Below are 23316 nucleotides of genomic sequence, written 5' to 3'. Positions count from 1 at the left end.
GCCTCGGCGCTGGTGGCCGAGAATAGTCCCGGGTTAACGGGGCGGCAACTGCTGCAAGCGTTCGAGAATATCGATCACAACCATGCGTGGCGGCCGTTCGTCGGTTTCCACCACAACGTCGGCGATCTCGCGGTAGAGCGGGTCGCGGGCTTCCAGCAGGGCGCGCAGGGTCGCCTCGGGGTTGGCGGTGCGCAGCAGCGGGCGATTGCGATCACGTGCGGTTCGGCCAACCTGCTGTTCTACCGAAGCATGCAGGTAGATAACCCGGCCACCCCGGCGCAATGCCAGGCGATTGGCTTCGCGCATCACCGCGCCACCGCCGGTCGCCAGGACCACGCCGTCAAGTTCGCACAGTTCCGCGATCATCGCCTGCTCGCGCTCACGGAAACCCGGCTCGCCTTCCTTGTCGAAAATCCACGGGATGTTGGCGCCGCATCGCAGTTCGATTTCCTTGTCGGAATCCTTGAACAGCAGGCGCAGCTCTTTGGCCAATAGGCGTCCGATGGTGCTTTTACCAGCGCCCATGGGCCCCACAAGTATCAAATTTCGCACAGAATCAACGACTCACAGCAATCGCCTGGTCACTCATGATACGCGGAGTCAGGAAGACCAGCAGCTCGGATTTTTTCTCTTGTAATGCATCGCGTCGAAACAGCCGCCCAACATACGGCAGATCGCCTAAAAATGGCACCTTGTCGACCACATTGTTTTGCGAAGTCGAGTACACGCCACCGATCACGATCGTTTCGCCATCCGCCACGCGCACCTTGGCATTGACCTCGTTCTTGCGGATTGGCGGTACGTTGTTCAGGGCATTGACGTAATCCGGCTCGTCCTTGGTCACCCTGACAGCCATGATCACTTTGTTGTCCGGTGTAATCTGCGGGGTCACCTCCAGCGACAACGAGGCTTCGCGGAAGGCCACCGAGGTGGCGCCGCTCTGGCTGGTCTCCTGGTAGGGCACCTCGGTGCCTTTGAGGATCCTGGCCGTTTCCTTGTCGGCCGTGACCACCTTGGGCTGCGAGATGATCTCGCCGTTGCCGCTTTTTTCCATCGCGCTGAGCTCCAGGTCGAGCAACACGTCACCGCGCAACAGGCCCAGACCGACGCTGCTGCCCGCCCGCTCCACGCCGAGGTCGATGAACAGTTCCTTGCCCGGCCGCAGGTTTTCACCGTACAGCGGCCCACCCCAGCGTACCCCCAGGCTTTTTTCGTAGTCGACGTTGGCCTCGACGATACGTGCCTCGATCGCCACCTGGCGCACCGGCACATCCAACTGGGCAACCAGTTGCCGCAAATCGGCCAGGCGATCGGCGGGCTGGTGCGCCACCAGTGTATTGGTGCGCTCATCGACACCCAGGCTGCCACGAGCCGTGAGGGGGCCGTCATCCGCCAGACTGGTGAGCAACAGCTCAACCAGCCCGGCGGCGTCGGCATGGTGGATCGGTATCAGTTCACGGTGCAACGGCTGCATCTGTGCATCCGGCAACAGGCCCACCTGGGCATTGAGCGGCTGTGGGACAAACGCTGCCGCAGGCACCACCAGCAGCACATTGCCCTCCTGGCGCCGGGCCAGACCTTTGCTGCGCAGCACCAGATCAAGGGCCTGATCCCAGGGCACGTCTTGCAAGCGCAAGGTCACGCTGCCCTGCACATCATCGCTGGCGACCAGGTTGACCCCCGCATAATCGGCCAGCACCTGCAGCACCGAGCGCACTTCCACATCCTGAAAGTTCAACGACAGGGGCTCACCCTGATAAGACATCGCCGACGCCAGCGGAATCGGCAGCAGCGCTGCCAACACCCATTTCATCACGTTCTTCATTCTGGTTCCGGGCCTCCTTGCCCAGGCGTTTTGCAAGGGTGATGAACGCCGTGCGCTCGTGCCACACCCCCGCCATGAATAGCCGTTCTCGCACTTCGACCTGGCCTGGATCGATCCGCGCCACCACACCGCGGTTGCGCCCCAACCGCTCACCTGTCCGCACGCGGTAGAGCCTGCCAGCCGCCATCAGCAGCGCCTCATGCGCCGCCCCTCGCGACAGACTGCCGACCATTTCCATCTGTGCCAGCGGCACGCTTGCCAGCCCGGAGCCAGCCATTCGCAACGCGCCAGGGGCGAAGGGATCGACCACCGGCGCTGGCGTCGCGGCCTTGGCCGGCATCCGCGCAAGCACGTCAGGTGCCGGTATGGGCGCTGAGGCCTGGAAGGCATCGACTCGCAGTTGCAGACGCAAAAGCCCAGGTTGCCCCTCGACTGCGGTCAGTTTCATGTCACCGCTGCGCAACAGGCGTGCCTGCCCCAGCCAGTCGCCCAGCCACTGACGCACGTCCCTGTAACGCCCCACCACCTGCACCTGCAGCGGAATTTCCCAATGGCCGGCCTGTTGCTCGGCCTCCTTCACATCAAACCGCTCGACCAGCAAGCCATGCGCATGCCCCGAAGCCGCCAGGCGGTCAAGCAAATCGCTCATGCGCTCCCCGGCGGCCAAGTACCAGTGAGCTCCCAGCAACCGCCGCTCGGCAGAATCCACAGAGGCCTGCAGGCGCTCCAGCTCGACCAGTTGTGTCGCACTGGCTGCCTGCTGCTCGCTCAGCGCGGCCTGCCTGGCCGCTTCTTGCGCCTGCTGTTGTAGCCCTGCTGGCAGGCGAAACGCGCATCCCAGGCCGAACACCAGCCCAGCGACCAGCAATGGCGCGATACGCCGAATGTTTCTGGAACGCCCGGCTACCGCCAACCAGGCAAGGATCGGAGCTGCGCTCATGACCAGAACGCCGAAACGCGCGCAACCAGCAAAAATTCATCACCGCCCGGCATGCTCCTGACGCGCTTGAGCGCCAGATCGAGCAAAACACCAGACCGATCCAGATCGCGCATGAACTGCGCAACCTCGGCGCCGGACGTAGCCAACCCGGTCATCTGCAGGTGGCCGTTTTCCAGGCTGAGGTCAAGAAGCTGAACCCCAACCGGCAGTGCCACCTCAAGATCGGCGAACACATCACCCAGCACACCTTGCTGGGCCCGCAAGCCCTCCAGCGCAGCCAAACGGGCCATGAGTACGTCATGCTTCGCGCGCACATCAGCCAGCGGCTGCAGTTGTTCGGCCAGCACCTCAAGGTTGGCCTGTTGCCGGGTGTTGGCCAGCGCCTCCTGCTGCCCGCGCTGGCGGGCTAGCTGGTCGACCAGCGTCACGGCGCACAGCGCTAGAAGTGCGCCAGCAATCAGCTGGACGCGAAAGCGCCGAACCGCCGCTTCGCGCTGCCGTTCACGCCAGGGCAACAGGTTAAGCCGCATCATGGGCGCAACCCTCCAAGGGCCAACGCGCACGCCAGGATCATCGTGGCATCAACGTGCTCCAGCCCCTTCAAACCAGGCAAATGCCTGCACGGGGTATTCAGCAGGCGGCCAAGGTTTTGCAACCAGCTCGGCTCCACCGATGAGCCACTGGCAATCCACAGGCCCGCTGGCAAATGCTCCTCGGCAAGCAGTGCGTGCAGGCGTTCCGGCAACTGCTCCATGCCCTTCAGCCCCTGCGTTTGCAGTTCACGACGCTGGTAAGGCCGCCCGGGATGCCAGTCATAAAGCACTGCGCTGTGCGCCTCGACACGCAGTAATGCCGAACCTTCGAGGCAGCCCTGGGGCAACATTCGGCACAAGGCAATGATGTCGACCTCGATGGCCTCAAGTTGCAACCCGGCCTCCCCAACGATGGCATCAAGCGACGCCAACGCACTGTGCCGACACGCGGCCACCAGCACCTCAGCGCACCCCGGTTGCATGCTGGAGGCCCCCAAGACCTGAAAGTCCAGGGCCAGGTCCTCCAACGGAAACGGAAACATCCGCTCGGCATCGGCCAGCAACTGCGCCTCCAATTCTGCCCCGACCAGCTCCACTGGCAAATGACAGCGCTTGCAGATCACCTGGCTGGCCGGCAACGCCAACGCTACCCGAGGCTGCCTGAGGCCGCTGCGCAGGTAGGCACGGCGCAAGGCGGCCACCACCGCAGCGGGCTCCTCAACCCAAGCCTTGCCAGCTGCGGATTCAAATGGCTCTTGTGCCGACGCAACTACCTGGCAGCGCCTGCCACGCCGCTGAAGTTGCACAACACGAACAGCGTCAGGGGCAATTTCCACCCCCACGAGTGAACTGGCATCCTTGCCGAAGCGTCCTAACATCGCGGCTTCCTTGCTGCCTGGTGCAGCGGCCTGTCGCAAACCCGCGTCAACACTAGGCCCGGCCTGCCCATCGGGGCGACGGGCAGCCTGGCCGGTAACCCGGAGAGGCGAAAAAATGCTTATAATGCCCAGCGTTTTCTGCTCCGCCGGACCTGCGTGCAACCCACTCCCAACCTGGACACCGAAAAGCCTTGATACGTCTGCTGAAGTTCTTCTGGTGGTCTTCCGTCGCAGTCATCTGCGCGCTCGTACTCGGTGTGAGCGGTGCGTTTCTGTATCTTAGTCCCAGCCTGCCCTCGGTCGAGTCCCTCAGAAGCATCCAGTTGCAGATCCCCCTCAGGGTGTACAGCAGCGACGGTAAGCTGATTGCCGAATTCGGCGAAATGCGTCGCTCGCCGATCCGCTTCGCGGAAATTCCGCCACAGTTCATTCAGGCACTTCTGTCAGCAGAGGACGACAATTTCCTCAACCACTACGGTGTCGACCCCAGCAGCCTGATGCGCGCAGCGACCCAGTTGGTGAAAACCGGGCATATCCAGACCGGCGGCAGCACCATCACCATGCAGGTGGCGAAGAACTTCTTCCTCACCAGCGAACGCAGCTTCTCGCGCAAGATCAACGAGATCCTGCTGGCCCTGCAGATCGAGCGTGAATTGACCAAGGACGAAATCCTTGAGCTCTACGTCAACAAGATCTACCTGGGCAACCGCGCCTACGGCATCGACGCCGCCGCGCAGGTGTACTACGGCAAATCGATCCGCGACGTGAGCCTGGCGCAGATGGCGATGATCGCCGGCCTGCCCAAGGCACCGTCACGCTTCAACCCGCTGGCCAACGCGGTGCGTGCCAAGGAGCGCCGCGACTGGATTCTGGGCCGCATGTACAAGCTGGGCAAGATCGACCAGGCCAGCTACCAGGCTGCCCTGGCCGAACCGCTAAATGCCAGCTACCACGTGCCGACACCTGAGGTGAATGCGCCTTACATCGCCGAAATGGCCCGCGCCGAAATGGTCGGCCGCTACGGCAGCGAGGCCTACACCGAAGGCTTCCGCGTTACCACCACGGTGCCCAGCGACATGCAGGAAATGGCCAACAACGCCATTCTCAAAGGCCTGTCCGATTACGACGAACGCCACGGCTACCGTGGCCCCGAAGCACGCTTCCCGGGCCGCACCCAGGCCGCCTGGCAGCAGGAACTGGGCAAACAGCGCATCCTTGGTGGCCTGGAGCCAGCAATCGTCACTCACGTCGATAAAACCGGCCTTCAGGTGCTGACCCGAGACGGCCAGCAAGCCGAAGTTGCCTGGGACACCATGAAGTGGGCACGCCCGTTCATCAACAATAACGCCCAGGGCCGTGCGCCACAGTCGCCTGCCGATGTGGCACAGGTCGGTGACCTGGTGCGCCTGCAGCGTCTGGAAGACGGCAAGTTCAAGTTCAGCCAGGTACCTGGTGCGCAAAGTGCCCTGGTCACCCTCGACCCTTACAACGGCGCCATTCGTGCGCTGGTTGGCGGTTTCTCGTTCGAGCAGAGCAACTACAACCGCGCCATGCAGGCCAAGCGCCAGCCAGGTTCGAGCTTCAAACCGTTCATCTACAGCGCCGCACTGGACAGCGGCTATACCGCATCAACCCTGGTCAACGATGCACCGATCGTGTTCGTCGACGAATCCGTCGACAAAGTGTGGCGACCGAAGAACGACACCAACACCTTCCTCGGCCCGATCCGTATGCGCGAAGCGCTGTACAAGTCGCGCAACCTGGTTTCGATCCGGTTGTTGCAGGCCATGGGTGTAGACCGCACCATCGACTACATCGCCAAGTTCGGTTTCAACAAGCAGGACCTGCCGCGCAACCTGTCGCTGGCGCTGGGCACCGCGACCTTGACCCCGATGGAAATCGCCACCGGCTGGAGCACCTTTGCCAACGGCGGCTACAAGATCACCCCATACCTGATCGACCGTATCGAAAGCCGTAGCGGCGAAACGCTGTTCACCGCCAACCCGGCCCGCGTGCCTCAAGGTGCCGAGGACCAGGCTGGCCTGGCGGCACCCGAACAGCCGATCAGCACCGCAGCCATGCCAGGGGAAGCACCTTCCGCCTTCAACCCGGCGGCCGCTGCACCGCAAGCGCCGGCAGTGGCCGAACAAATCGTCGACGGGCGTACCACCTACATCCTCACCAGCATGCTGCAGGACGTGATCAAGCGCGGGACCGGCCGCCGGGCGCTAGCCCTGGGCCGCACCGACCTTGCGGGCAAGACGGGCACCACCAACGAATCCAAGGACGCCTGGTTCTCTGGCTACAACGCCGACTACGTGACCACCGTGTGGGTCGGCTTCGACCAACCGGAAACCCTCGGCCGCCGCGAGTATGGCGGTACGGCGGCGCTGCCGATCTGGATGAGCTTCATGGGCGCGGCGCTCAAGGACAAACCGAATCACGCACCGGCAGAACCGGAAGGCATCCTCAGCTTGCGCGTCGACCCGGTCAGTGGCCGTGCGGCATCGCCGAGCACACCGAATGCCTACTTCGAGCTGTTCAAGGCTGAGGATTCACCGCCCTCGGTGGACGAACTGGGCAATGGCGCAGCACCGGGCAGCCCACTGCCAGCCGATGAAGCAGCGCCGATGGACCTGTTCTGATGCAGGGTGCCTGACTGGGGTTTTGCGTGGGCGCGTAAATCGAGCGCCGCCCGCGCGGCGCTTCGCGGGACAAGCCCGCTCCCACATTTGTTGCAACGAGCCGAACCTGTCAGGCCATGGTTGCCTGACAGGTTGCCTTGATTCATTTTCCTGGATGGCGCTGCCGCCGCCCCATCTGCCTCAAGACATGCTCCAAGGCTCACAACGCCGCTTCCACAGACATGGCCACGTTGCAACAAATGTGGGAGCGGGCTTGCCCCGCGAAGCGCCGCGCGGGCGGCGCTCGATCTCATAGGCGCCAAAAATGTCATGCCAAGCACCTGGTAGCCCTGACACATTCCCATCGCCCACAAAAAAAGCCCCGGTTCACAAGAGCCGGGGCTTTTTCATGTCGCTACAACAGCAATCAGCCGTTGAAGACTTCATCCACGCTGTTCAGTGGGTAATGCTTCGGATACGGCAGGGTAGCCACACCGGACTCGATAGCGGCCTTGGCCACAGCGTCGGAAACGACAGTGATCAGGCGTGCGTCCAGCGGCTTCGGAATGATGTACTCACGACCGAACTCCAGGCCTTCGACACCGTAGGCTTCGCACACTTCTTTCGGCACTGGCAGCTTGGCCAGGTCCTTCAGGGCGATAGCGGCGGCGATCTTCATTTCTTCGTTGATACGCTTGGCACGAACGTCCAGGGCGCCGCGGAAGATGAACGGGAAGCCCAGTACGTTGTTGACCTGGTTAGGGTAGTCGGAACGACCGGTAGCCATGATCACGTCGCTGCGAGTGGCGTGTGCCAGCTCTGGAGAGATTTCCGGATCCGGGTTCGAGCAGGCGAACACGATCGGGTTGGCCGCCATCGACTTCAGGCCTTCTGCGCTCAGCAGGTTCGGGCCGGACAGGCCTACGAACACGTCGGCACCGTCGAGTGCGTCAGCCAGGGTGCGCTTGTCGGTGGCGTGGGCGAACTGCGCCTTGTACTGGTTCAGGTCGTCACGGCCAGCGTGGATCACACCGCTGCGGTCGATCATGAAGATGTTTTCGACCTTGCCGCCCATGCTCACCAGCAGTTTCATGCAGGAGATGGCGGCAGCACCGGCGCCCAGGCAGACGATCTTGGCCTCTTCGAGCTTCTTGCCGGCGATTTCCAGGGCGTTGATCATGCCGGCCGCAGTCACGATAGCGGTACCGTGCTGGTCATCGTGGAATACCGGGATGTCGCACTGTTCGATCAGGGTGCGCTCGATTTCGAAGCACTCAGGCGCCTTGATGTCTTCAAGGTTGATGCCACCGAAGGTGATCGAGATGCGGCGAACGGTATCGATGAACGCTTGCGGGCTTTCCGATTCGACTTCGATGTCGAACACATCAATACCAGCGAAACGCTTGAACAGAACACCCTTGCCTTCCATGACCGGCTTGGAAGCCAGTGGGCCGAGGTCACCCAGACCGAGGATGGCGGTGCCATCGGAAATCACCGCAACCAGGTTGCCTTTGCCGGTGTATTTGTAAGCCAGCTCTGGATCACGGCCGATTTCACGCACGGGCTCAGCAACACCTGGGCTGTAGGCCAGGGCGAGGTCACGGGCGGTGGCAGTGGGCTTGGAGAGTTCGACGCTCAGTTTCCCCGGACGAGGTTGAGCGTGGTATTCGAGAGCGGCGGTTTTCAGGTCTGACATGGTGGGCATTCCGCTATTTACTGTTCTGACGGACCGCCGAGGATACGCAAAGAGCCGGGGAGCCACAAGACTGGTCGGTCACTTGTGTCAAGGCCTTTAGCCTACGACTTTACGCTATAACCCACGGGGGCATACGGCTAACAGTGTGTACAATCCAGTAGTGAAATGTCTACATCTTTTAGCCTGAAAAGCGCTGCAACATGCTCGGATCGGTCAATGGCAACACCCAGCGTCGCTGCCCGGGCTTCAGGCCACCCTTGCGGGAACGATCCAGCACCCAGCCACGCGCTTCGACCTGGCGCCCCTTGAGATTATCGAAGAAGCTGGCGGGGAAGTTGCGCTGCAGACGAGCGGGAACCTGCAGCACCACAGCGTCGTCCAGCGTCAGCCAGACTCCGCCACGGTTGCGCTCGATACCCTTGATACGGCCACCGATCACCGCGAAACCCGACTGACTCACATCACCTGCACGCACCACCGGCGAGCGCCGCCACACACCGATGCCGGCCTTGCGCGCCGCTTGCTCGGCAACCTGCTGGCAGCCGCTGAGTTTTACATTGGGGGCAACTGCCACGCGGTAGCCCAGCCCCTCGCTGAGCAACCGTGCTTCCAGATTGTCGCCACTGCGGCTGTAGATATGCGCCAGTGTGCGGCCATACTTGTCTTTTTTCTCCGTACCCGGCACCAGCCCGACGCGCCCGTCACTGGCGCTGACCAATGCTTGAAGGCGCCGCCTGGCGGCCTCGGCATAGGGCTCGCTGGTGCGCCCTTTGCGGCCGATTTCCGGGGTATTGATGCCAATCAGGCGCACGCTGCGGCCATCGACCAGGCGCAAGGTATCGCCATCCACTACCTGACGTACCTGCACTTGCTGTGGCGGCTCCCGCAGCGGGCAGAACGCCAAGGCTGGGAAATGCCAGATGACGCCCATAAAAAAAGCGCCCACAAGGGGCGCTTTTTTTTGCAGCAATGCGAAACCCGAGGGGTTCGCCATGCGCATGATTACTTCTTGGCACCGAACATGCCGAAGCGATCGGCGAACTTCTGTACGCGACCACCGGTGTCCAGGACTTTCTGCTTACCGGTGTAGAACGGGTGGCACAGGTTGCAAACGTCGATCGACAGGGTGTTGCCCAGAGTCGAACGGCTTTCGAACTTGTTACCGCAGCTGCAGGTCACTGCAACTGCTTCATAGTTCGGGTGGATACCTTCTTTCATGGTTGCTTCCTCGAGCTGCGTGCCGCCATCCAACACCAATTGTTGAATACCGCACGTAATTAGGCGGCAGATAATACCAGAGCGTTGCGCCAGTGCAAGTTGTCGCTTGTACCGACCGTCGTCTGCTAGGCTCGCCAGTCTTTGATACGCCCTGCGAGACCTTCTGCGTGCCCGACGTCATCCTGCGCCTTGCCCTGCCCTCCCCGCTACGTCGCCTGTTCGACTACAAGGCACCCGCGAGCATGGCGCGCCAGGCCTTGACCCCAGGCATGCGCATTCGCGTGCCATTCGGCCGCCGCGAAATGATCGGTGTGCTGGTGGAGGTGTGCGCACAGAGCGAGGTGCCCGCCGACAAGCTCAAGCCGGCCAGCGCCCTGCTCGATCCGGTATCGCCGATCCCGCCATCGCTGTTCAAGCTGTGCCTGTGGACCGCTCAGTACTACCAGCACAGCCTGGGGGACACCCTGAGCTGGGCCCTGCCGACGCTATTGCGCCAGGGCGAACCCGCCGAAATGCGCCAGGAACGCTTCTGGCACATCGCCCCCGGCGCCCGCCTGGAAGACCCGCGCATCGCCCGCGCGCCGCGCCAGCGTGACGCCCTCAAGACCCTGGCCCAGCACCCGCACGGCGTGGCTCACACCCTGCTGGCCAAGCTCAACCTGAACAAGGACAGCCTCGACCTGCTGCTGGCCAAGGAGCTGGTACAGATTGAAATCCGCCGACACCTGCCGGCGCTACGCCACGAACACTGGCTGGCGCAGCCGGAATTGCCGCTTAACGAGGAGCAACGCGACGCGTTTGACGCCGTGCGCGAAGGTTTCGGGAGCTTTGGTGCGTTCCTGCTGGCCGGCGTTACCGGCAGCGGCAAGACCGAAGTCTACCTGCAGCTGATTCGTGAAACCCTGGAAGCCGGCAAGCAGGCACTGGTGCTGATCCCGGAGATCAACCTCGGCCCACAGACCCTGGCGCGCTTCGAACAACGCTTCAACGCCCGCATCGCCCTGCTGCATTCGGCGGTGAACGACCGCGAGCGCCTGGATGCCTGGCTGGCCGCCCGGGACGGCGAGGCCGACATCATCATCGGCACCCGCTCGGCATTGTTCACACCGATGAAAAACCCCGGCCTGATCATCATCGACGAGGAGCACGACGGCTCCTATAAACAGCAGGAAGGGCTGCGCTACCACGCCCGTGACCTGGCAATGGTTCGCGCCCACCAGGAGAACATCCCGATCCTGCTCGGCTCTGCCACACCATCGCTGGAAACCCTGCACAATGCCCTGACCGGCCGCTACCGCCTGCTGCGCATGAACCAGCGCGCTGGCGGAGCCCGGCCGCCGCGCATGCTGCGCCTGGATGTAAAGAGCCTGCCACTAGACAGCGGCATCAGCGGCCCGTTGCAACAGGCCATCCGCCAGACTTTGGAAGCCGGCCAGCAGGTGCTGGTATTCCTCAACCGCCGCGGCTTTGCCCCGACCTTGCTGTGCCACGACTGTGGCTGGCTGTCCGAGTGCCCGCGCTGTGATGCCCGCATGACCGTGCACCAACGCTCTGGCGTGCTGCGCTGCCACCACTGCGGCTACGAAGAACGCCTGCCGCACCAGTGCCCGACGTGCAACCACGTTGACCTGCGCCCGGTTGGCGCAGGTACCGAGCGTGCCGAAGAACGCCTGAAGGTGCTGTTCCCGGACTACCCGATCCTGCGGGTGGACCGCGACAGCACGGCGCGCAAGGACGCCATGCACAACCTGTTCAGCACCATCCAGAAGGGCCAGCCGAGCATCCTGGTCGGCACCCAGATGCTCGCCAAGGGCCACCATTTCCCTCGGGTCACCCTGGTGGCCATTCTCGATGCCGATGGCGGGCTGTTCTCGGGTGATTTTCGCGCCAGCGAGCGCATGGCGCAGTTGATCGTACAGGTGGCCGGGCGGGCCGGGCGAGCAGAAGAGCCAGGCAAGGTCATCATCCAGACCCACCTGGCCGACCACCCGCTGCTGGTGCAGCTTACCGAGCAGGGCTACTTCGCCTTTGCCGCACAGGCCCTGGACGAGCGCCGCGCCGCCGGGCTGCCGCCTTACTCCCACCTGGCCCTGCTACGGGCCGAAGCTCACAAGCCTGGGCAAGCCGAAGGTTTCCTTGACGAAGCCTGCGCCGCCGCCGAGCGCCTGGTCGCCGAGCAGCACCTGCCAGGCATCGAACTGCTGGGCCCGGTACCGGCGCCCATGGAGCGCCGCGCCGGGCGCTTTCGCGCACAACTGTTGATACAGGCCAATACCCGGGCGCCTTTGCATCGACTGATCAGCGCCTGGTTGCTAGTGTTGGAGCAGATGCCAAGCGGGCGACAGGTACGTTGGTCGCTGGACGTCGACCCGGTCGACCTGTATTGACGCCTGACGCTGCTTTGCAGCCCCAAAGGTTGGCAACCCGCTTCCGGCAACGGATAATGCCCAGTTTTTCCACCTGCGCATCCAGGCGCTCACCGCGCTTGCGGTCGAAAAGAGATCCCCATGAAAGACACCATTCGCCAGCTGATCCAGCAAGCCCTCACCCAACTCGTCACCGAAGGTGTGCTGCCTGAAGGGCTGTCGCCGGCGATCCAGGTGGAAAACGCCCGGGACAAGACCCACGGCGACTTCGCCAGCAACATCGCCATGATGCTGGCCAAGCCGGCCGGCATGAAGCCACGCGACCTGGCCGAAAAACTGATCCAGGCCCTGCCGACCAGCGCCGACATCAGCAAGGTGGAAATCGCAGGCCCCGGCTTCCTCAACTTCTTCCAGAACACCGACGCCCTGGCCAACCGCCTGGACGCCGCCCTGGCCGACGAACATCTAGGTGTGCGCAAGGCCGGCCCGAGCGAAAAGGTCGTCATCGACATGTCGGCGCCGAACCTGGCCAAAGAGATGCACGTCGGCCACCTGCGCTCGACCATCATCGGTGACAGCGTCGCACGCGTGCTGGAATTCCTGGGTGACAACGTCATTCGCCAGAACCACGTCGGCGACTGGGGTACCCAGTTCGGCATGCTGATGGCCTACCTGCAGGAAAATCCGATCACCAGCGACGAGCTGTCGGACCTGGAAAACTTCTATCGGGCGGCGAAGAAGCGCTTCGACGAATCGGAAGAGTTCGCCACGCGCGCCCGTGGCCTGGTGGTCAAGCTGCAGGCCGGCGACCCCGAGTGCCTGGCCCTGTGGACACGCTTCAAGGACATCTCGTTGTCGCACTGCCAGAAGACCTACGAGCTGCTCAACGTCAAGCTGACCATGGCCGACGTGATGGGCGAAAGCGCCTACAACGACGACCTGGCCAACGTGGTGGCCGACCTCAAGGCCAAGGGCCTGCTGGTCGAAGACCAGGGCGCCCAGTGCGTGTTCCTAGAAGAATTCAAGAACAGCGAAGGCGAACCACTGCCGGTGATCGTGCAGAAAGCCGACGGCGGCTACCTGTACGCCACCACCGACCTGGCCGCCGTGCGCTACCGCAGCAACGTGCTCAACGCTGATCGCGCGCTGTACTTTGTGGACCAGCGCCAGGCCCTGCACTTCAATCAGGTGTTCGAAGTAGCGCGCCGCGCAGGCTTTGTCGGCCACCCGATGCAGATGGAACACATGGGCTTCGGCACCATGAACGGCGCCGACGGCCGCCCGTTCAAGACCCGCGATGGCGGCACCGTCAAACTGATCGACCTGCTCACCGAGGCCAAGGAGCGCGCCTATGCGCTGGTCAAGGAAAAGAACCCGAGCCTGGCCGACGAAGACCTGCGCCACATCGGCGAAGTGGTTGGCATTGGCGCGGTGAAATACGCCGACCTGTCCAAGCACCGCACCAGCGACTACAGCTTCAACTTCGAGCTGATGCTCAACTTCGAAGGCAACACTGCCCCTTACCTGCTGTACGCCTACACCCGCGTTGCCGGCGTGTTCCGCAAGCTGGGCAAGGGCTTTGACGAAGTCGACGGCAAGATCGTGCTGCAGGCCGCCCACGAGCAGGACCTGGCTGCACGCCTGGCGCAGTTTGGCGAAACCCTCAATAGCGTCGCCGAGAAAGGCACGCCGCATGTGCTGTGCAGCTACCTGTACGACCTGGCCGGCCTGTTCTCCAGCTTCTACGAGAACTGCCCGATCCTTGCCGCCGAAACCCCTGAGCAGCAGCAGAGCCGCCTGCGCCTGGCCGCCCTGACCGGCCGCACCCTCAAACAAGGTCTGGAACTGCTCGGCCTGGAAACCCTGGAGCGCATGTAAGTTGGCTGCCAAGAAAAAACCCGCCCCCAAACGCGGCGCCAGCCGCCAGTCGGCACCAGCCAAGCAGCCGATCCCTGGTTGGGTATGGATGGCCGTCGGCCTTACCGTCGGCGCGTTCATCGTGTTCCTGATGAAGCTCGAGCCGGGGGGCGAAGACATCAAGCGCGCCAAGCCCGAGCAGCAGAAGGTGGAGAAAGCGGCCGAAGCCGGCAAGCCTGCGCAGGCCACCCCACAGCAGCCGGTCAAACCGAAGTACGACTTCTACACCCTGCTGCCGGAGTCCGAAGTGATCGTGCCGCCGGAGGCCGTGCCCGAGAAGACGCCGCCGGTACCGGCTCAGCCGGTGACCCCGGTGACGCCGGCAGAAGCTGCGAAGATCGACACTGCACGGGCCCAGGCGGCGTTGCTGGGCCAGACCCCGCCACCGCCACCACCCGTGATCAAACCGGCAGCGACCACCCAGTACTTCCTGCAGGCCGGCTCGTTCCGCAAGCAGGCCGATGCCGACAAGGTCCGCGCGCAGATCATCCTGCTGGGCCAGTCGGTGAAGGTGGAGTCGGGTACGGTCAAGGACGAGACCTGGTACCGCGTACTGGTCGGCCCGTTCAGCAACCGTGAACAGCTGACCGGCGCGCAGAAGCAACTGGCCGGGGCAGGTTTCAACAACCTGTTGCTGCAACAGCGCCAGACCCGTCAGTAACCGGTATGAGGGGGCGCTTTGCGCCCCCTCACCGTTAACGTCGACTGGCGTTGACTTGCGAAACCTGGCTGTTCAGCGTCCAGAAGTCATACAGCACCCCCACCAGGAACAACCCGCCGGTAAAGAAGTAGATGATCGCGGTCACCCACTTGCCCTGATACAGCCGGTGCAGGCCAAACACCCCAAGGAAGGTCAGGAGGATCCAGGCGATGTTGTAATCGACACGCCCGGACTGGAACCGCAGGTCCGCTTCACGGTCCATGGCCGGGATCAGGAACAGGTCGATCAACCAGCCGATGCCCAACAGGCCCAAGGTGAAGAACCAGATGGTGCCAGTGACGGGCTTGCCGTAGTAAAAGCGATGCGACCCGGTGAAGCCGAAAATCCACAGCAGGTAGCCGATGACCTTACTGTGAGTGTCGTGATAGGGCGCCCCCTGTTGATAACTGTTCATGCATAGCCCTCGTGGGTTATCCGAAAATTTTCTAAAGAAAAATGTGACTTTCTTGTCTCAGGCCGACGTACGGCAGTTGGGCAATCGACCAACGGATCAAATTTTGATCAAAAAGCTGTTATAAAGTTGCGCGCCCAACACATAACTATTCATAAGAGCTTCATCTATGCCGCCTTTACTCAAGACATGGCTGACCCTCTGTCTATTATTGCCCCTGGCCGCCCACGCCACCAATCGTGAGCAACGTCTTCCCAATGGTTTCACCGGCTATACCACCAATGCCGGGGTGAAACACGCGCCGGTCAAGCAGGCCGCCCTGCGCGCGCGCCCAGGCAATGCCGCCAGCAACCGCGGCTTGCCAGTGGCGGCCATGTCGCCGAAGCAGAGCAGCGATGTGCTCAGCCGTGCGGTGAATGTGCTCGGTACCCCTTATGTTTGGGGTGGCAGCAGCCCGAAAAAAGGCTTCGACTGCAGCGGGCTGGTGAAATACGCATTCAATGATGTCGCAGACGTCGACCTGCCGCGCACCTCCAATGCCATGGCCCAGGGCCACGGCGTCAAGGTGGCCAAGGGTGACCTCAAGCCTGGCGACCTGATCTTCTTCAACATCAAGAGCCGCCGGGTAAACCATGTCGCCATCTACCTGGGCAACGACCGCTTCATCCACGCACCGCGCCGCGGCAAGCGGGTGAGCATCGACAACCTGAGCAAGCCTTACTGGCAGAAGCATTACGTAGTGGCCAAGCGTGTGCTGCCGAAAGAGCAGCAGCTGAGCCTGGCCAAGCGCTAACAGGTCTGGCCTCTTCGCGGGCACGCCCGCTCCCACAGGTGCACCACAGCCTCGAAGTCTGTGTTATCCCTGTGGGAGCGGGCGTGCCCGCGAAGAGGCCAGGACAAGCACTACAGATCATTGATCAGCCGCCGCTCTCTCAACCCGCGCATAGCCCCCTCCATCGTCCGCATCCCCTCAGCCGCTCCGCTCTGCATCACCGAACACAACTGCGCCATCCGCCCCTCGCGCACCAGGTTACGCACAGCAGGCGTCGCCACCAGCACTTCCCGCGCAGCCACCCTGCCACCACCCACACGCCTGACCAGCACCTGCGCCACCACAAGGCGCAACGACTCGGCCAACATCGCCCGCACCAACGGTTTTTCTTCGGCAGCAAACACCTCCACCAACCGGTCAATGCTGCTGGCGGCCGAACGCGCATGCACGGTCGCCAGCACCAGGTGCCCAGTTTCGGCCGCGCGCAGGGCAAGGCGAACGGTTTCCAGGTCCCGTAACTCACCAATCATGATCACATCCGGGTCCTGGCGCAGCGCACTGCGCAGCCCCTGGGCAAAACCGCCGCTATGGCGGCCAATCTCGCGCTGGTTGATCAGGCTGCGCTGGCTGCTGTGGATAACTTCGACCGGGTCTTCGAGGGTGATGATGTGCAGCGCCCGCTCACGGTTCAGCTGGTCGAGCAACGCCGCCAAGGTGCTGGACTTGCCACTGCCAGTAGGCCCACCTATCAGGATCAGGCCATCACTGCACTGCGCAACAGCTTGATACACATCCCCCAGGTCAAGTTCATCCAGCGTGGCGATCCGCCCCGGGATCAGCCGAAAGGTAACCCCGGGGCCGTTCAGCTGGCGAAACAGGTTCAGCCGAAAGCGGCCAAGCGTGGGGATCTCCAGCGCCATGTCCAGCTCATCACCCTGGGCCCACTGCCGCCGTTGGTGTTCCGCCAGCAAAGGGGCCATGCCCTCGGTCAGGTCTGCCGGCACCAGAGCCGGCATGTTCATACGCTGCAAGTCGCCCTCCAGGCGCAGCATCGGGATCTGGCCCGCCGCCAGGTGCAGGTCCGAGGCCCCCGCATCCAAGGCCCGGGCCAACAGGTCGGTCACATCCATGAGACTCCCCAAAGGCCTTCAAGTAGGTAGAATGCCGCAGACCCTAAAGCTGCCGGCATCTGTCCATGTCCACCCTAGCAGACAACCTTTCCGCTATTTGCGCCCGTATCGCCAGCGCTGCCCAGGCTGCCGGGCGCGATCCGGCCAGCGTCCAGTTACTGGCCGTGAGCAAGACCAAGCCCGCCAGCGCCATTCGCGAAATCCACGCCGCTGGCGTGCGCGATGTCGGGGAAAACTACCTACAAGAAGCGCTGACAAAGCAGCAGGCGCTAAGCGACCTGCCCTTGATCTGGCACTTCATCGGCCCCATTCAGTCGAACAAGACCAAAGCCATCGCCGAGCATTTCGACTGGGTACATTCCGTGGACCGCCTGAAAGTTGCCCAACGCTTGTCTGAGCAGCGCCCTGCTGGCCTGGCGCCGCTGAACCTCTGCCTGCAAGTGAACGTGAGTGGCGAAGACAGCAAGTCTGGCTGCGCTCCCGCTGACCTGCCGGCCTTGGCCAAGGCTGTGGCCGGGCTGCCCAACCTGCGCTTGCGCGGGCTGATGGCAATCCCCGAGCCCACCGACGACCGCGCCGCCCAGGAGGCTGCCTTTGCCCGTTTGCGCCAGCTGCAGGAAAGCCTGGGCCTCGACCTGGACACGCTGTCCATGGGCATGAGCCACGACCTGGAAGCGGCTATTGCACAGGGTGCGACCTGGGTACGCATCGGCACCGCCCTGTTTGGTGCACGCGACTACGGCCACAGCTGACTCCATGCTTTACTCACTCTTCCCCACAAGGACCTGACATGAGCAAGACACGTATTGCCTTTATCGGCGCCGGCAACATGGCCGCCAGCCTGATCGGTGGTTTGCGTGCCCAGGGCCTGGACGCCTCGCAGATCCGCGCCAGCGACCCGGGCGCCGAGACCCGCACCCGCATCCAGGCCGAGCACGGCATCGAAACGTTCGAGCACAACGCCCAGGCCATCGACGGCGCTGATGTCATCGTGCTGGCGGTCAAGCCGCAGGTGATGAAAGCCGTGTGCCAGGCCCTGCAGCCCAACCTGCAGGATGGCCAGCTGATCGTTTCCATCGCCGCCGGCATCACCTGTGCCAGCCTGCAAAGCTGGGTGGGCGCTCGCCCGGTTGTGCGCTGCATGCCCAACACGCCGGCACTGCTGCGTCAGGGCGTAAGCGGCCTGTACGCCACCGCTGAAGTGTCCGACGCACAGCGCCAGCAGGCCGAACAACTGTTGTCGGCCGTGGGCACTGCCCTGTGGCTGGAGCAGGAGCAACAACTGGACGCTGTGACTGCGGTGTCCGGCAGCGGCCCGGCGTACTTCTTCCTGCTGATCGAGGCCATGACCGCAGCTGGCGAAAAACTCGGCCTGCCCCGTGAAACCGCTTCGCAGCTGACCATGCAAACAGCACTTGGCGCTGCCCGCATGGCGGTTGCCAGCGATGTCGATGCCGCCGAACTGCGCCGCCGTGTCACCTCGCCCGCCGGCACCACCGAAGCGGCAATCAAATCGTTCCAGGCCAGTGGCTTCGAAGCCATCGTCGAGCAGGCGCTGCAGGCTGCAGCCACGCGCTCGGCCGAGCTGGCCGAACAACTGGGCAAATAAGGAGTTTTAGATGAATGCACTGTCCGGTGCCGCGATCTTCGTGGTGCAAACCCTCGTCAGCCTGTACCTGGTGATCGTCCTGCTGCGCTTCGTCCTGCAGCTGGTCAAGGCCAACTTCTACAACCCGCTGTGCCAGTTCGCCGTGCGTGCCACTCAGCCCCTGCTCAAACCGATCCGCCGGGTGATACCTAGCGTCGGTGGGCTGGACACTTCATCACTGCTGCTGGCGGTACTGATCCAGGCGCTGCTGATGGGCTTCGTGCTGATGGTCACCTACGGTACCTTCGGCGACGTCCTGCACCTGCTGATGTGGGCAATCATTGGCATCACTTCGCTGTTCCTGAAGATTTTCTGGGTGGCAATGATCGTCATGGTGATCGTTTCCTGGGTTGCACCCAACAGCCACAACCCAGCGGCCGAGCTGGCCTACCAGATCAGCGAGCCGGTGCTGGCACCGTTTCGCCGCATCGTGCCCAACCTGGGCGGCATGGACATTTCGCCGATCTTCGCCTTCCTGGCGATCCAGGTGATCCAGTCGTTCGTGATGCCACCGCTGGCCGCCTACGCCGGTATGCCGCAAGAGCTGTTCCGGATGATCTGAGCCTCACCAGGCCCCGCTTACCCCCAGTCGCAAGCCTTTGCTTGCCGCTGGGGGTAGCGCTCTTTAGACTTACGCCTCCGTCAAGCGTGAGCAGGGTCGATGTCCACTGTCTTTCCCGAAGATTCCGTCGGTCTGGTAGTACCGCAAACCGCCCGGTTCGATGAACCGCTGGCACTGGCCTGCGGCCGCTCCCTGGCCAGTTACGAGCTGGTCTACGAGACCTATGGCACCCTGAACGCCAGCGCAAGCAACGCCGTGCTGATCTGCCATGCCCTGTCTGGCCACCACCATGCTGCCGGCTACCATGCCGCCACCGACCGCAAGCCGGGCTGGTGGGACAGCTGCATCGGCCCAGGCAAGCCAATCGACACCAACCGCTTCTTCGTCGTCAGCCTGAACAACCTCGGCGGCTGCAACGGCAGCACCGGCCCCAGCAGCGTCAACCCGGCCACCGGCAAACCTTATGGCGCCGACTTCCCGGTGCTGACCGTAGAGGACTGGGTGCACAGCCAGGCGCGACTGGCCGACAGCATGGGTATCCAGCAGTGGGCGGCCATAGTCGGCGGAAGCCTGGGCGGCATGCAGGCACTGCAATGGACCATGACCTACCCCGATCGCGTACGACACTGCGTCGACATCGCTTCAGCACCCAAGCTGTCGGCACAGAACATCGCCTTCAACGAAGTAGCACGCCAGGCCATCCTCACCGACCCCGAATTCCACGGTGGCTCGTTCCAGGACCAGGGCGTCATTCCCAAGCGCGGCCTGATGCTGGCGCGCATGGTCGGCCACATCACCTACCTGTCCGACGACTCGATGGGTGAAAAATTCGGCCGTGAGCTGAAAAGCGACAAGCTCAACTACGACTTCCACAGCGTCGAGTTCCAGGTCGAAAGCTACCTGCGCTACCAGGGCGAGGAGTTCTCCGGCCGTTTCGACGCCAACACCTACCTGCTGATGACCAAGGCGCTGGACTACTTCGACCCGGCCGCCGCCCAAGGCGGCGACCTGGCCGCCACCCTGGCCCAGGTCACGGCGGATTACTGCATCATGTCGTTCACCACCGACTGGCGTTTCTCGCCAGCGCGTTCGCGCGAGATCGTCGACGCCCTGATGGCGGCGCGCAAGAACGTCTGCTACCTGGAAATCGATTCGCCTCACGGGCACGATGCCTTCCTGATCCCCACGCCTCGCTACATGCAGGGTTTCTCGAACTACATGAACCGCATTGCCATCTGAGGACAGCATGAGAGCCGATCTGGAAATCATCCACGACTGGATCCCCGCCGGCAGCCGGGTACTCGACCTGGGCTGCGGCAGCGGCGAACTGCTGGCCTCGCTGCGTGACCGCAAGCAGGTCACCGGCTATGGCCTGGAGATCGACGCCGACAACATCGCCGCGTGCGTGGCCAAGGGCGTCAACGTCATCGAGCAGGACCTGGACAAAGGCCTGGGCAACTTCGCCAGCAACAGTTTCGACGTAGTGATCATGACCCAGGCCTTGCAGGCCGTGGAGTACCCCGACCGCATCCTTGACGAGATGCTGCGCGTGGGCCGCCAGTGCATCATTACCTTCCCCAACTTCGGCCACTGGCGCTGCCGCTGGTACCTGGCGACCAAAGGCCGCATGCCAGTCTCGGACTTCATGCCGTACACCTGGTACAACACGCCGAACATCCACTTCTGCACCTTCGCCGACTTCGAAGAACTGGTGCACGAACGCAGGGCCAAGGTGCTCGACCGCCTTGCCGTCGACAACCTGCACCGTAATGGGTGGGGTGGCCGGCTATGGCCTAATCTTCTAGGTGAGATCGGCATCTACCGCGTCAGCAGCCCGGGCCTGCAAGAGCACCAGCTCGCCGTCTGACGCCCACCGGAGGAATTGCCCCATGCGTCGCCTAGCCCTGTTCCTGATCAGCCTGTGCCTGGCATTGCCGGTACTGGCTGCCGATGCCGCCCGACCCGAGCGCAAGGAGGTGTTTGGCGACGTGACGGTGCATTACAGCGCATTCACTTCGAGCATGCTCACACCCGAAGTGGCCGCAGCCACCGGCCTGGTACGCAGCAAGAACCAGGGCGTGCTCAACGTTGCCGTGCTCAAGGCCGACAAACCCACCCCGGCGTTGGTCAGCGGCACGGTCAAGGACCTGACCGGGCGCAGCAGCCCGCTGTCGTTCAAGCAGATTACCGAACAGGGCGCGGTGTATTACATCGCCCAGTTCAAGATCGAACAGCCAGAAACCGTCACCTTCGACCTGAACATCGAAACCGGTGGCGTCAGCAACTCCCTCAGCTTCAACCAGGACGTGTATCCAGGCGAATGATGAATTTCCAGCAACTCGTATTGGCCAGCCATAACGCCGGCAAACTCAAGGAACTCCAGGCCATGCTCGGCCAGTCCGTGCAACTGCGCTCGATCGGCGAGTTCAGCCAGGTCGAGCCGGAAGAAACCGGCCTGTCGTTCGTCGAGAACGCCATCCTCAAGGCGCGCAACGCTGCGCGTATTTCCGGCCTGCCGGCGCTGGCCGACGATTCCGGCCTGGCGGTGGACTTCCTCGGCGGCGCGCCAGGTATCTACTCGGCGCGTTATGCCGACGGCAAGGGTGACGCGGCGAACAACGCCAAGCTGCTCGAAGCCCTGAAAGACGTACCTGAAGCCGAGCGTGGCGCGCAGTTCGTCTGCGTCCTGGCGCTGGTACGCCATGCCGACGACCCGCTGCCGATCCTGTGCGAAGGCCTGTGGCACGGCAGCATCCTGTTCGAGGCCAGCGGCGAGCACGGCTTTGGCTACGACCCGCTGTTCTGGGTGCCGGAGCGCAACTGCTCCAGCGCCGACCTGGCCCCTGTGGATAAAAACCAGCTCAGCCACCGCGCCCGTGCCATGGCCCTGCTGCGCCAACGTCTGGGCCTGGCATGATCGCAACGCTGTCCACCCCCGGCGCCGTTGGCTTTACCAGCCTGCCGCCGCTGGCGCTGTACATCCACATTCCGTGGTGCGTACGCAAGTGCCCTTACTGCGACTTCAACTCCCACGCTGCCGGGCCTGAACTGCCAGAAGACGCCTACGTCACCGCGCTGCTGGACGACCTCGATCAGGAGCAGGCCGCCGTACAGGGCCGCCCGATCAGCTCGATCTTCTTTGGTGGCGGTACGCCAAGCCTGTTCAGTGCCAACGCCCTGGGCCGGCTGTTGCGCGGCGTGGAACAACGAATCCCGTTCGCGCCAGACATCGAAATCACCCTGGAAGCCAACCCGGGCACGTTCGAGCAGGACAAGTTCAAGGCCTACCGGCAAACCGGCATCAACCGCCTGTCCATCGGCGTACAGAGCTTCCAGGCCGCCAAACTGGAGGCGCTGGGGCGCATCCACAATGGCGACGAAGCGGTCCGCGCGGCGGGCATGGCCCGGGCCGCCGGCTTCGACAACTTCAACATGGACCTGATGCATGGCCTGCCCGACCAGTCGCTGGATGACGCGCTGGGCGACCTGCGCCAGGCCATTGACCTGGGGCCGACCCACTTGTCGTGGTACCAGCTGACCGTGGAACCGAACACGGTGTTCTGGAACCAGCCACCGGAGCTTCCGGAGGACGACATCCTCTGGGACATCCAGGAGGCCGGCCAGGCACTGATGGCCGAGCAAGGGTTCCGCCAGTACGAAGTCTCGGCCTATGCCCAGGCGGACCGCGCGGCCCGACACAACCTCAACTACTGGCGCTTTGGCGATTTCATCGGCATTGGGGCCGGCGCCCATGGCAAGCTGACCTTCGCCGACGGGCGCATCCTGCGTACCTGGAAAACCCGGCTGCCCAAGGACTACCTGAACCTGGCCAAGCCGTTCAAGGCCGGCGAGAAACTGCTGCCCGTGGACGAACTGCCGTTTGAATTCCTGATGAACGCCCTGCGCCTGACCGATGGCGTGGAAGCCGAGCTGTTCACCCAGCGCACCGGACTGCCGCTGGAGCAACTGCGTGAAGCGCGCCGGGCTGCCGAACAAAAAGGCCTTCTGCAGGTCGAACCGGATCGACTGATGGCCACGCCAAGAGGCCAGCTGTTCCTCAATGACCTGCTGCAGTATTTCTTGACCTAAGGATGA

23 protein-coding genes are annotated in these 23316 nt (G+C 63.2%); 13 read left to right on the top strand and 10 right to left on the bottom strand.

The features are described 5' to 3' along the window. Window positions 1-33 precede the first annotated feature (33 nt). The 5 genes from aroK to pilM are packed head-to-tail and all read right to left on the bottom strand — an operon-like array spanning window position 34 to window position 4176. Window positions 34-552 (bottom strand): shikimate kinase AroK, encoded by a 519-nt coding sequence (aroK, locus tag P0Y58_03835; protein WEK31335.1) that lies wholly within the window; start codon window positions 550-552, stop codon window positions 34-36. A gap of 4 nt (window positions 553-556) precedes the next feature. After that, window positions 557-1825 (bottom strand): secretin N-terminal domain-containing protein, encoded by a 1269-nt coding sequence (locus tag P0Y58_03830; protein ID WEK31334.1) that lies wholly within the window; start codon window positions 1823-1825, stop codon window positions 557-559. Next, entirely contained in the window at window positions 1749-2765 is a 1017-nt protein-coding gene (locus P0Y58_03825) for a pilus assembly protein PilP (protein WEK31333.1), read from the bottom strand. The genes P0Y58_03830 and P0Y58_03825 overlap by 77 nt, the downstream gene beginning before the upstream one ends. After that, window positions 2762-3298, bottom strand: a complete 537-nt coding sequence (locus P0Y58_03820; protein ID WEK31332.1) for a PilN domain-containing protein — start codon at window positions 3296-3298, stop codon at window positions 2762-2764. Before P0Y58_03820 ends, P0Y58_03825 begins: the two co-directional genes overlap by 4 nt. Further along, window positions 3295-4176, bottom strand: a complete 882-nt coding sequence (gene pilM, locus P0Y58_03815; GenBank protein ID WEK31331.1) for a pilus assembly protein PilM — start codon at window positions 4174-4176, stop codon at window positions 3295-3297. Before pilM ends, P0Y58_03820 begins: the two co-directional genes overlap by 4 nt. 191 nt (window positions 4177-4367) lie before the next feature. Here pilM and P0Y58_03810 point away from each other — a divergent pair, with 191 nt between their 5' ends. Beyond that, window positions 4368-6821, top strand: coding sequence for a penicillin-binding protein 1A (locus P0Y58_03810; GenBank protein ID WEK31330.1), 2454 nt, complete (start codon window positions 4368-4370; stop codon window positions 6819-6821). Window positions 6822-7227: 406 nt separating this feature from the next. Here the strand turns inward: P0Y58_03810 and P0Y58_03805 are convergent, their stop codons facing one another. The 3 genes from P0Y58_03805 to rpmE all read right to left on the bottom strand — a co-directional run bounded on the left by P0Y58_03805 (window position 7228) and on the right by rpmE (window position 9714). Further along, window positions 7228-8496, bottom strand: a complete 1269-nt coding sequence (locus P0Y58_03805; protein ID WEK31329.1) for a malate dehydrogenase — start codon at window positions 8494-8496, stop codon at window positions 7228-7230. A gap of 178 nt (window positions 8497-8674) precedes the next feature. Continuing rightward, window positions 8675-9496: a thermonuclease family protein gene (locus P0Y58_03800; protein WEK31328.1), complete on the bottom strand. Its 822-nt coding sequence runs from the start codon at window positions 9494-9496 to the stop codon at window positions 8675-8677. Window positions 9497-9498: 2 nt separating this feature from the next. Then, window positions 9499-9714 carry a 50S ribosomal protein L31 gene (gene rpmE, locus P0Y58_03795; GenBank protein ID WEK31327.1) on the bottom strand — a complete coding sequence of 72 codons (216 nt, stop codon included), beginning with the start codon at window positions 9712-9714 and terminating at the stop codon, window positions 9499-9501. 167 nt (window positions 9715-9881) lie between these two features. Between rpmE and P0Y58_03790 the strand changes: the two genes are divergently transcribed. From P0Y58_03790 to P0Y58_03780, 3 genes are all read left to right on the top strand, one after another. Further along, a complete protein-coding gene (locus tag P0Y58_03790; protein WEK31326.1) occupies window positions 9882-12101 on the top strand; it encodes a primosomal protein N' in 2220 nt (739 codons plus the stop codon). Between the two features lie 120 nt (window positions 12102-12221). Next, window positions 12222-13958: an arginine--tRNA ligase gene (gene argS / locus P0Y58_03785; GenBank protein ID WEK31325.1), complete on the top strand. Its 1737-nt coding sequence runs from the start codon at window positions 12222-12224 to the stop codon at window positions 13956-13958. Window position 13959: 1 nt separating this feature from the next. Then, complete coding sequence (locus P0Y58_03780) at window positions 13960-14658, top strand: SPOR domain-containing protein (GenBank protein ID WEK31324.1); 699 nt, start codon at window positions 13960-13962, stop codon at window positions 14656-14658. Between the two features lie 34 nt (window positions 14659-14692). Here P0Y58_03780 and P0Y58_03775 read toward each other — a convergent pair whose 3' ends face one another. Then, on the bottom strand, window positions 14693-15112 hold the full coding sequence (locus tag P0Y58_03775; GenBank protein ID WEK31323.1) for a TM2 domain-containing protein: 420 nt from the start codon (window positions 15110-15112) through the stop codon (window positions 14693-14695). A 166-nt stretch (window positions 15113-15278) separates the two neighbouring features. Here P0Y58_03775 and P0Y58_03770 point away from each other — a divergent pair, with 166 nt between their 5' ends. Beyond that, window positions 15279-15902: a C40 family peptidase gene (locus P0Y58_03770; protein WEK31322.1), complete on the top strand. Its 624-nt coding sequence runs from the start codon at window positions 15279-15281 to the stop codon at window positions 15900-15902. Window positions 15903-16012: 110 nt separating this feature from the next. Here P0Y58_03770 and P0Y58_03765 read toward each other — a convergent pair whose 3' ends face one another. Next, window positions 16013-17011, bottom strand: a complete 999-nt coding sequence (locus P0Y58_03765; protein WEK31321.1) for a PilT/PilU family type 4a pilus ATPase — start codon at window positions 17009-17011, stop codon at window positions 16013-16015. Window positions 17012-17076: 65 nt separating this feature from the next. Between P0Y58_03765 and P0Y58_03760 the strand changes: the two genes are divergently transcribed. The 8 genes from P0Y58_03760 (at window position 17077) to hemW (ending at window position 23310) form a co-directional block, all read left to right on the top strand. Next, a complete protein-coding gene (locus P0Y58_03760) occupies window positions 17077-17763 on the top strand; it encodes a YggS family pyridoxal phosphate-dependent enzyme (protein ID WEK31320.1) in 687 nt (228 codons plus the stop codon). Window positions 17764-17801: 38 nt separating this feature from the next. Beyond that, window positions 17802-18620: a pyrroline-5-carboxylate reductase gene (gene proC, locus P0Y58_03755; protein ID WEK31319.1), complete on the top strand. Its 819-nt coding sequence runs from the start codon at window positions 17802-17804 to the stop codon at window positions 18618-18620. A 10-nt stretch (window positions 18621-18630) separates the two neighbouring features. Then, window positions 18631-19221, top strand: a complete 591-nt coding sequence (locus P0Y58_03750) for a YggT family protein (GenBank protein ID WEK31318.1) — start codon at window positions 18631-18633, stop codon at window positions 19219-19221. A 99-nt stretch (window positions 19222-19320) separates the two neighbouring features. Next, entirely contained in the window at window positions 19321-20460 is a 1140-nt protein-coding gene (locus tag P0Y58_03745; protein ID WEK31317.1) for a homoserine O-acetyltransferase, read from the top strand. Window positions 20461-20467: 7 nt separating this feature from the next. Then, window positions 20468-21088, top strand: a complete 621-nt coding sequence (gene metW / locus P0Y58_03740) for a methionine biosynthesis protein MetW (protein WEK31316.1) — start codon at window positions 20468-20470, stop codon at window positions 21086-21088. Between the two features lie 22 nt (window positions 21089-21110). Further along, the gene (locus tag P0Y58_03735) at window positions 21111-21545 is read left to right on the top strand and encodes a DUF4426 domain-containing protein (GenBank protein ID WEK31315.1); all 435 of its coding nucleotides are present in this window, start codon (window positions 21111-21113) and stop codon (window positions 21543-21545) included. Beyond that, on the top strand, window positions 21542-22138 hold the full coding sequence (gene rdgB, locus P0Y58_03730) for an RdgB/HAM1 family non-canonical purine NTP pyrophosphatase (GenBank protein ID WEK31314.1): 597 nt from the start codon (window positions 21542-21544) through the stop codon (window positions 22136-22138). Before P0Y58_03735 ends, rdgB begins: the two co-directional genes overlap by 4 nt. Beyond that, window positions 22135-23310, top strand: coding sequence for a radical SAM family heme chaperone HemW (gene hemW / locus P0Y58_03725; GenBank protein WEK31313.1), 1176 nt, complete (start codon window positions 22135-22137; stop codon window positions 23308-23310). The genes rdgB and hemW overlap by 4 nt, the downstream gene beginning before the upstream one ends. The last annotated feature ends 6 nt before the right edge of the window (window positions 23311-23316 follow it).

The sequence above is a fragment of the Candidatus Pseudomonas phytovorans genome (assembly GCA_029202525.1).
GTDB lineage: Bacteria > Pseudomonadota > Gammaproteobacteria > Pseudomonadales > Pseudomonadaceae > Aquipseudomonas > Aquipseudomonas phytovorans.
The sequence above is the reverse complement of the archived record's forward strand: the minus strand, read 5'-3'. Positions and strand labels throughout refer to the sequence as shown.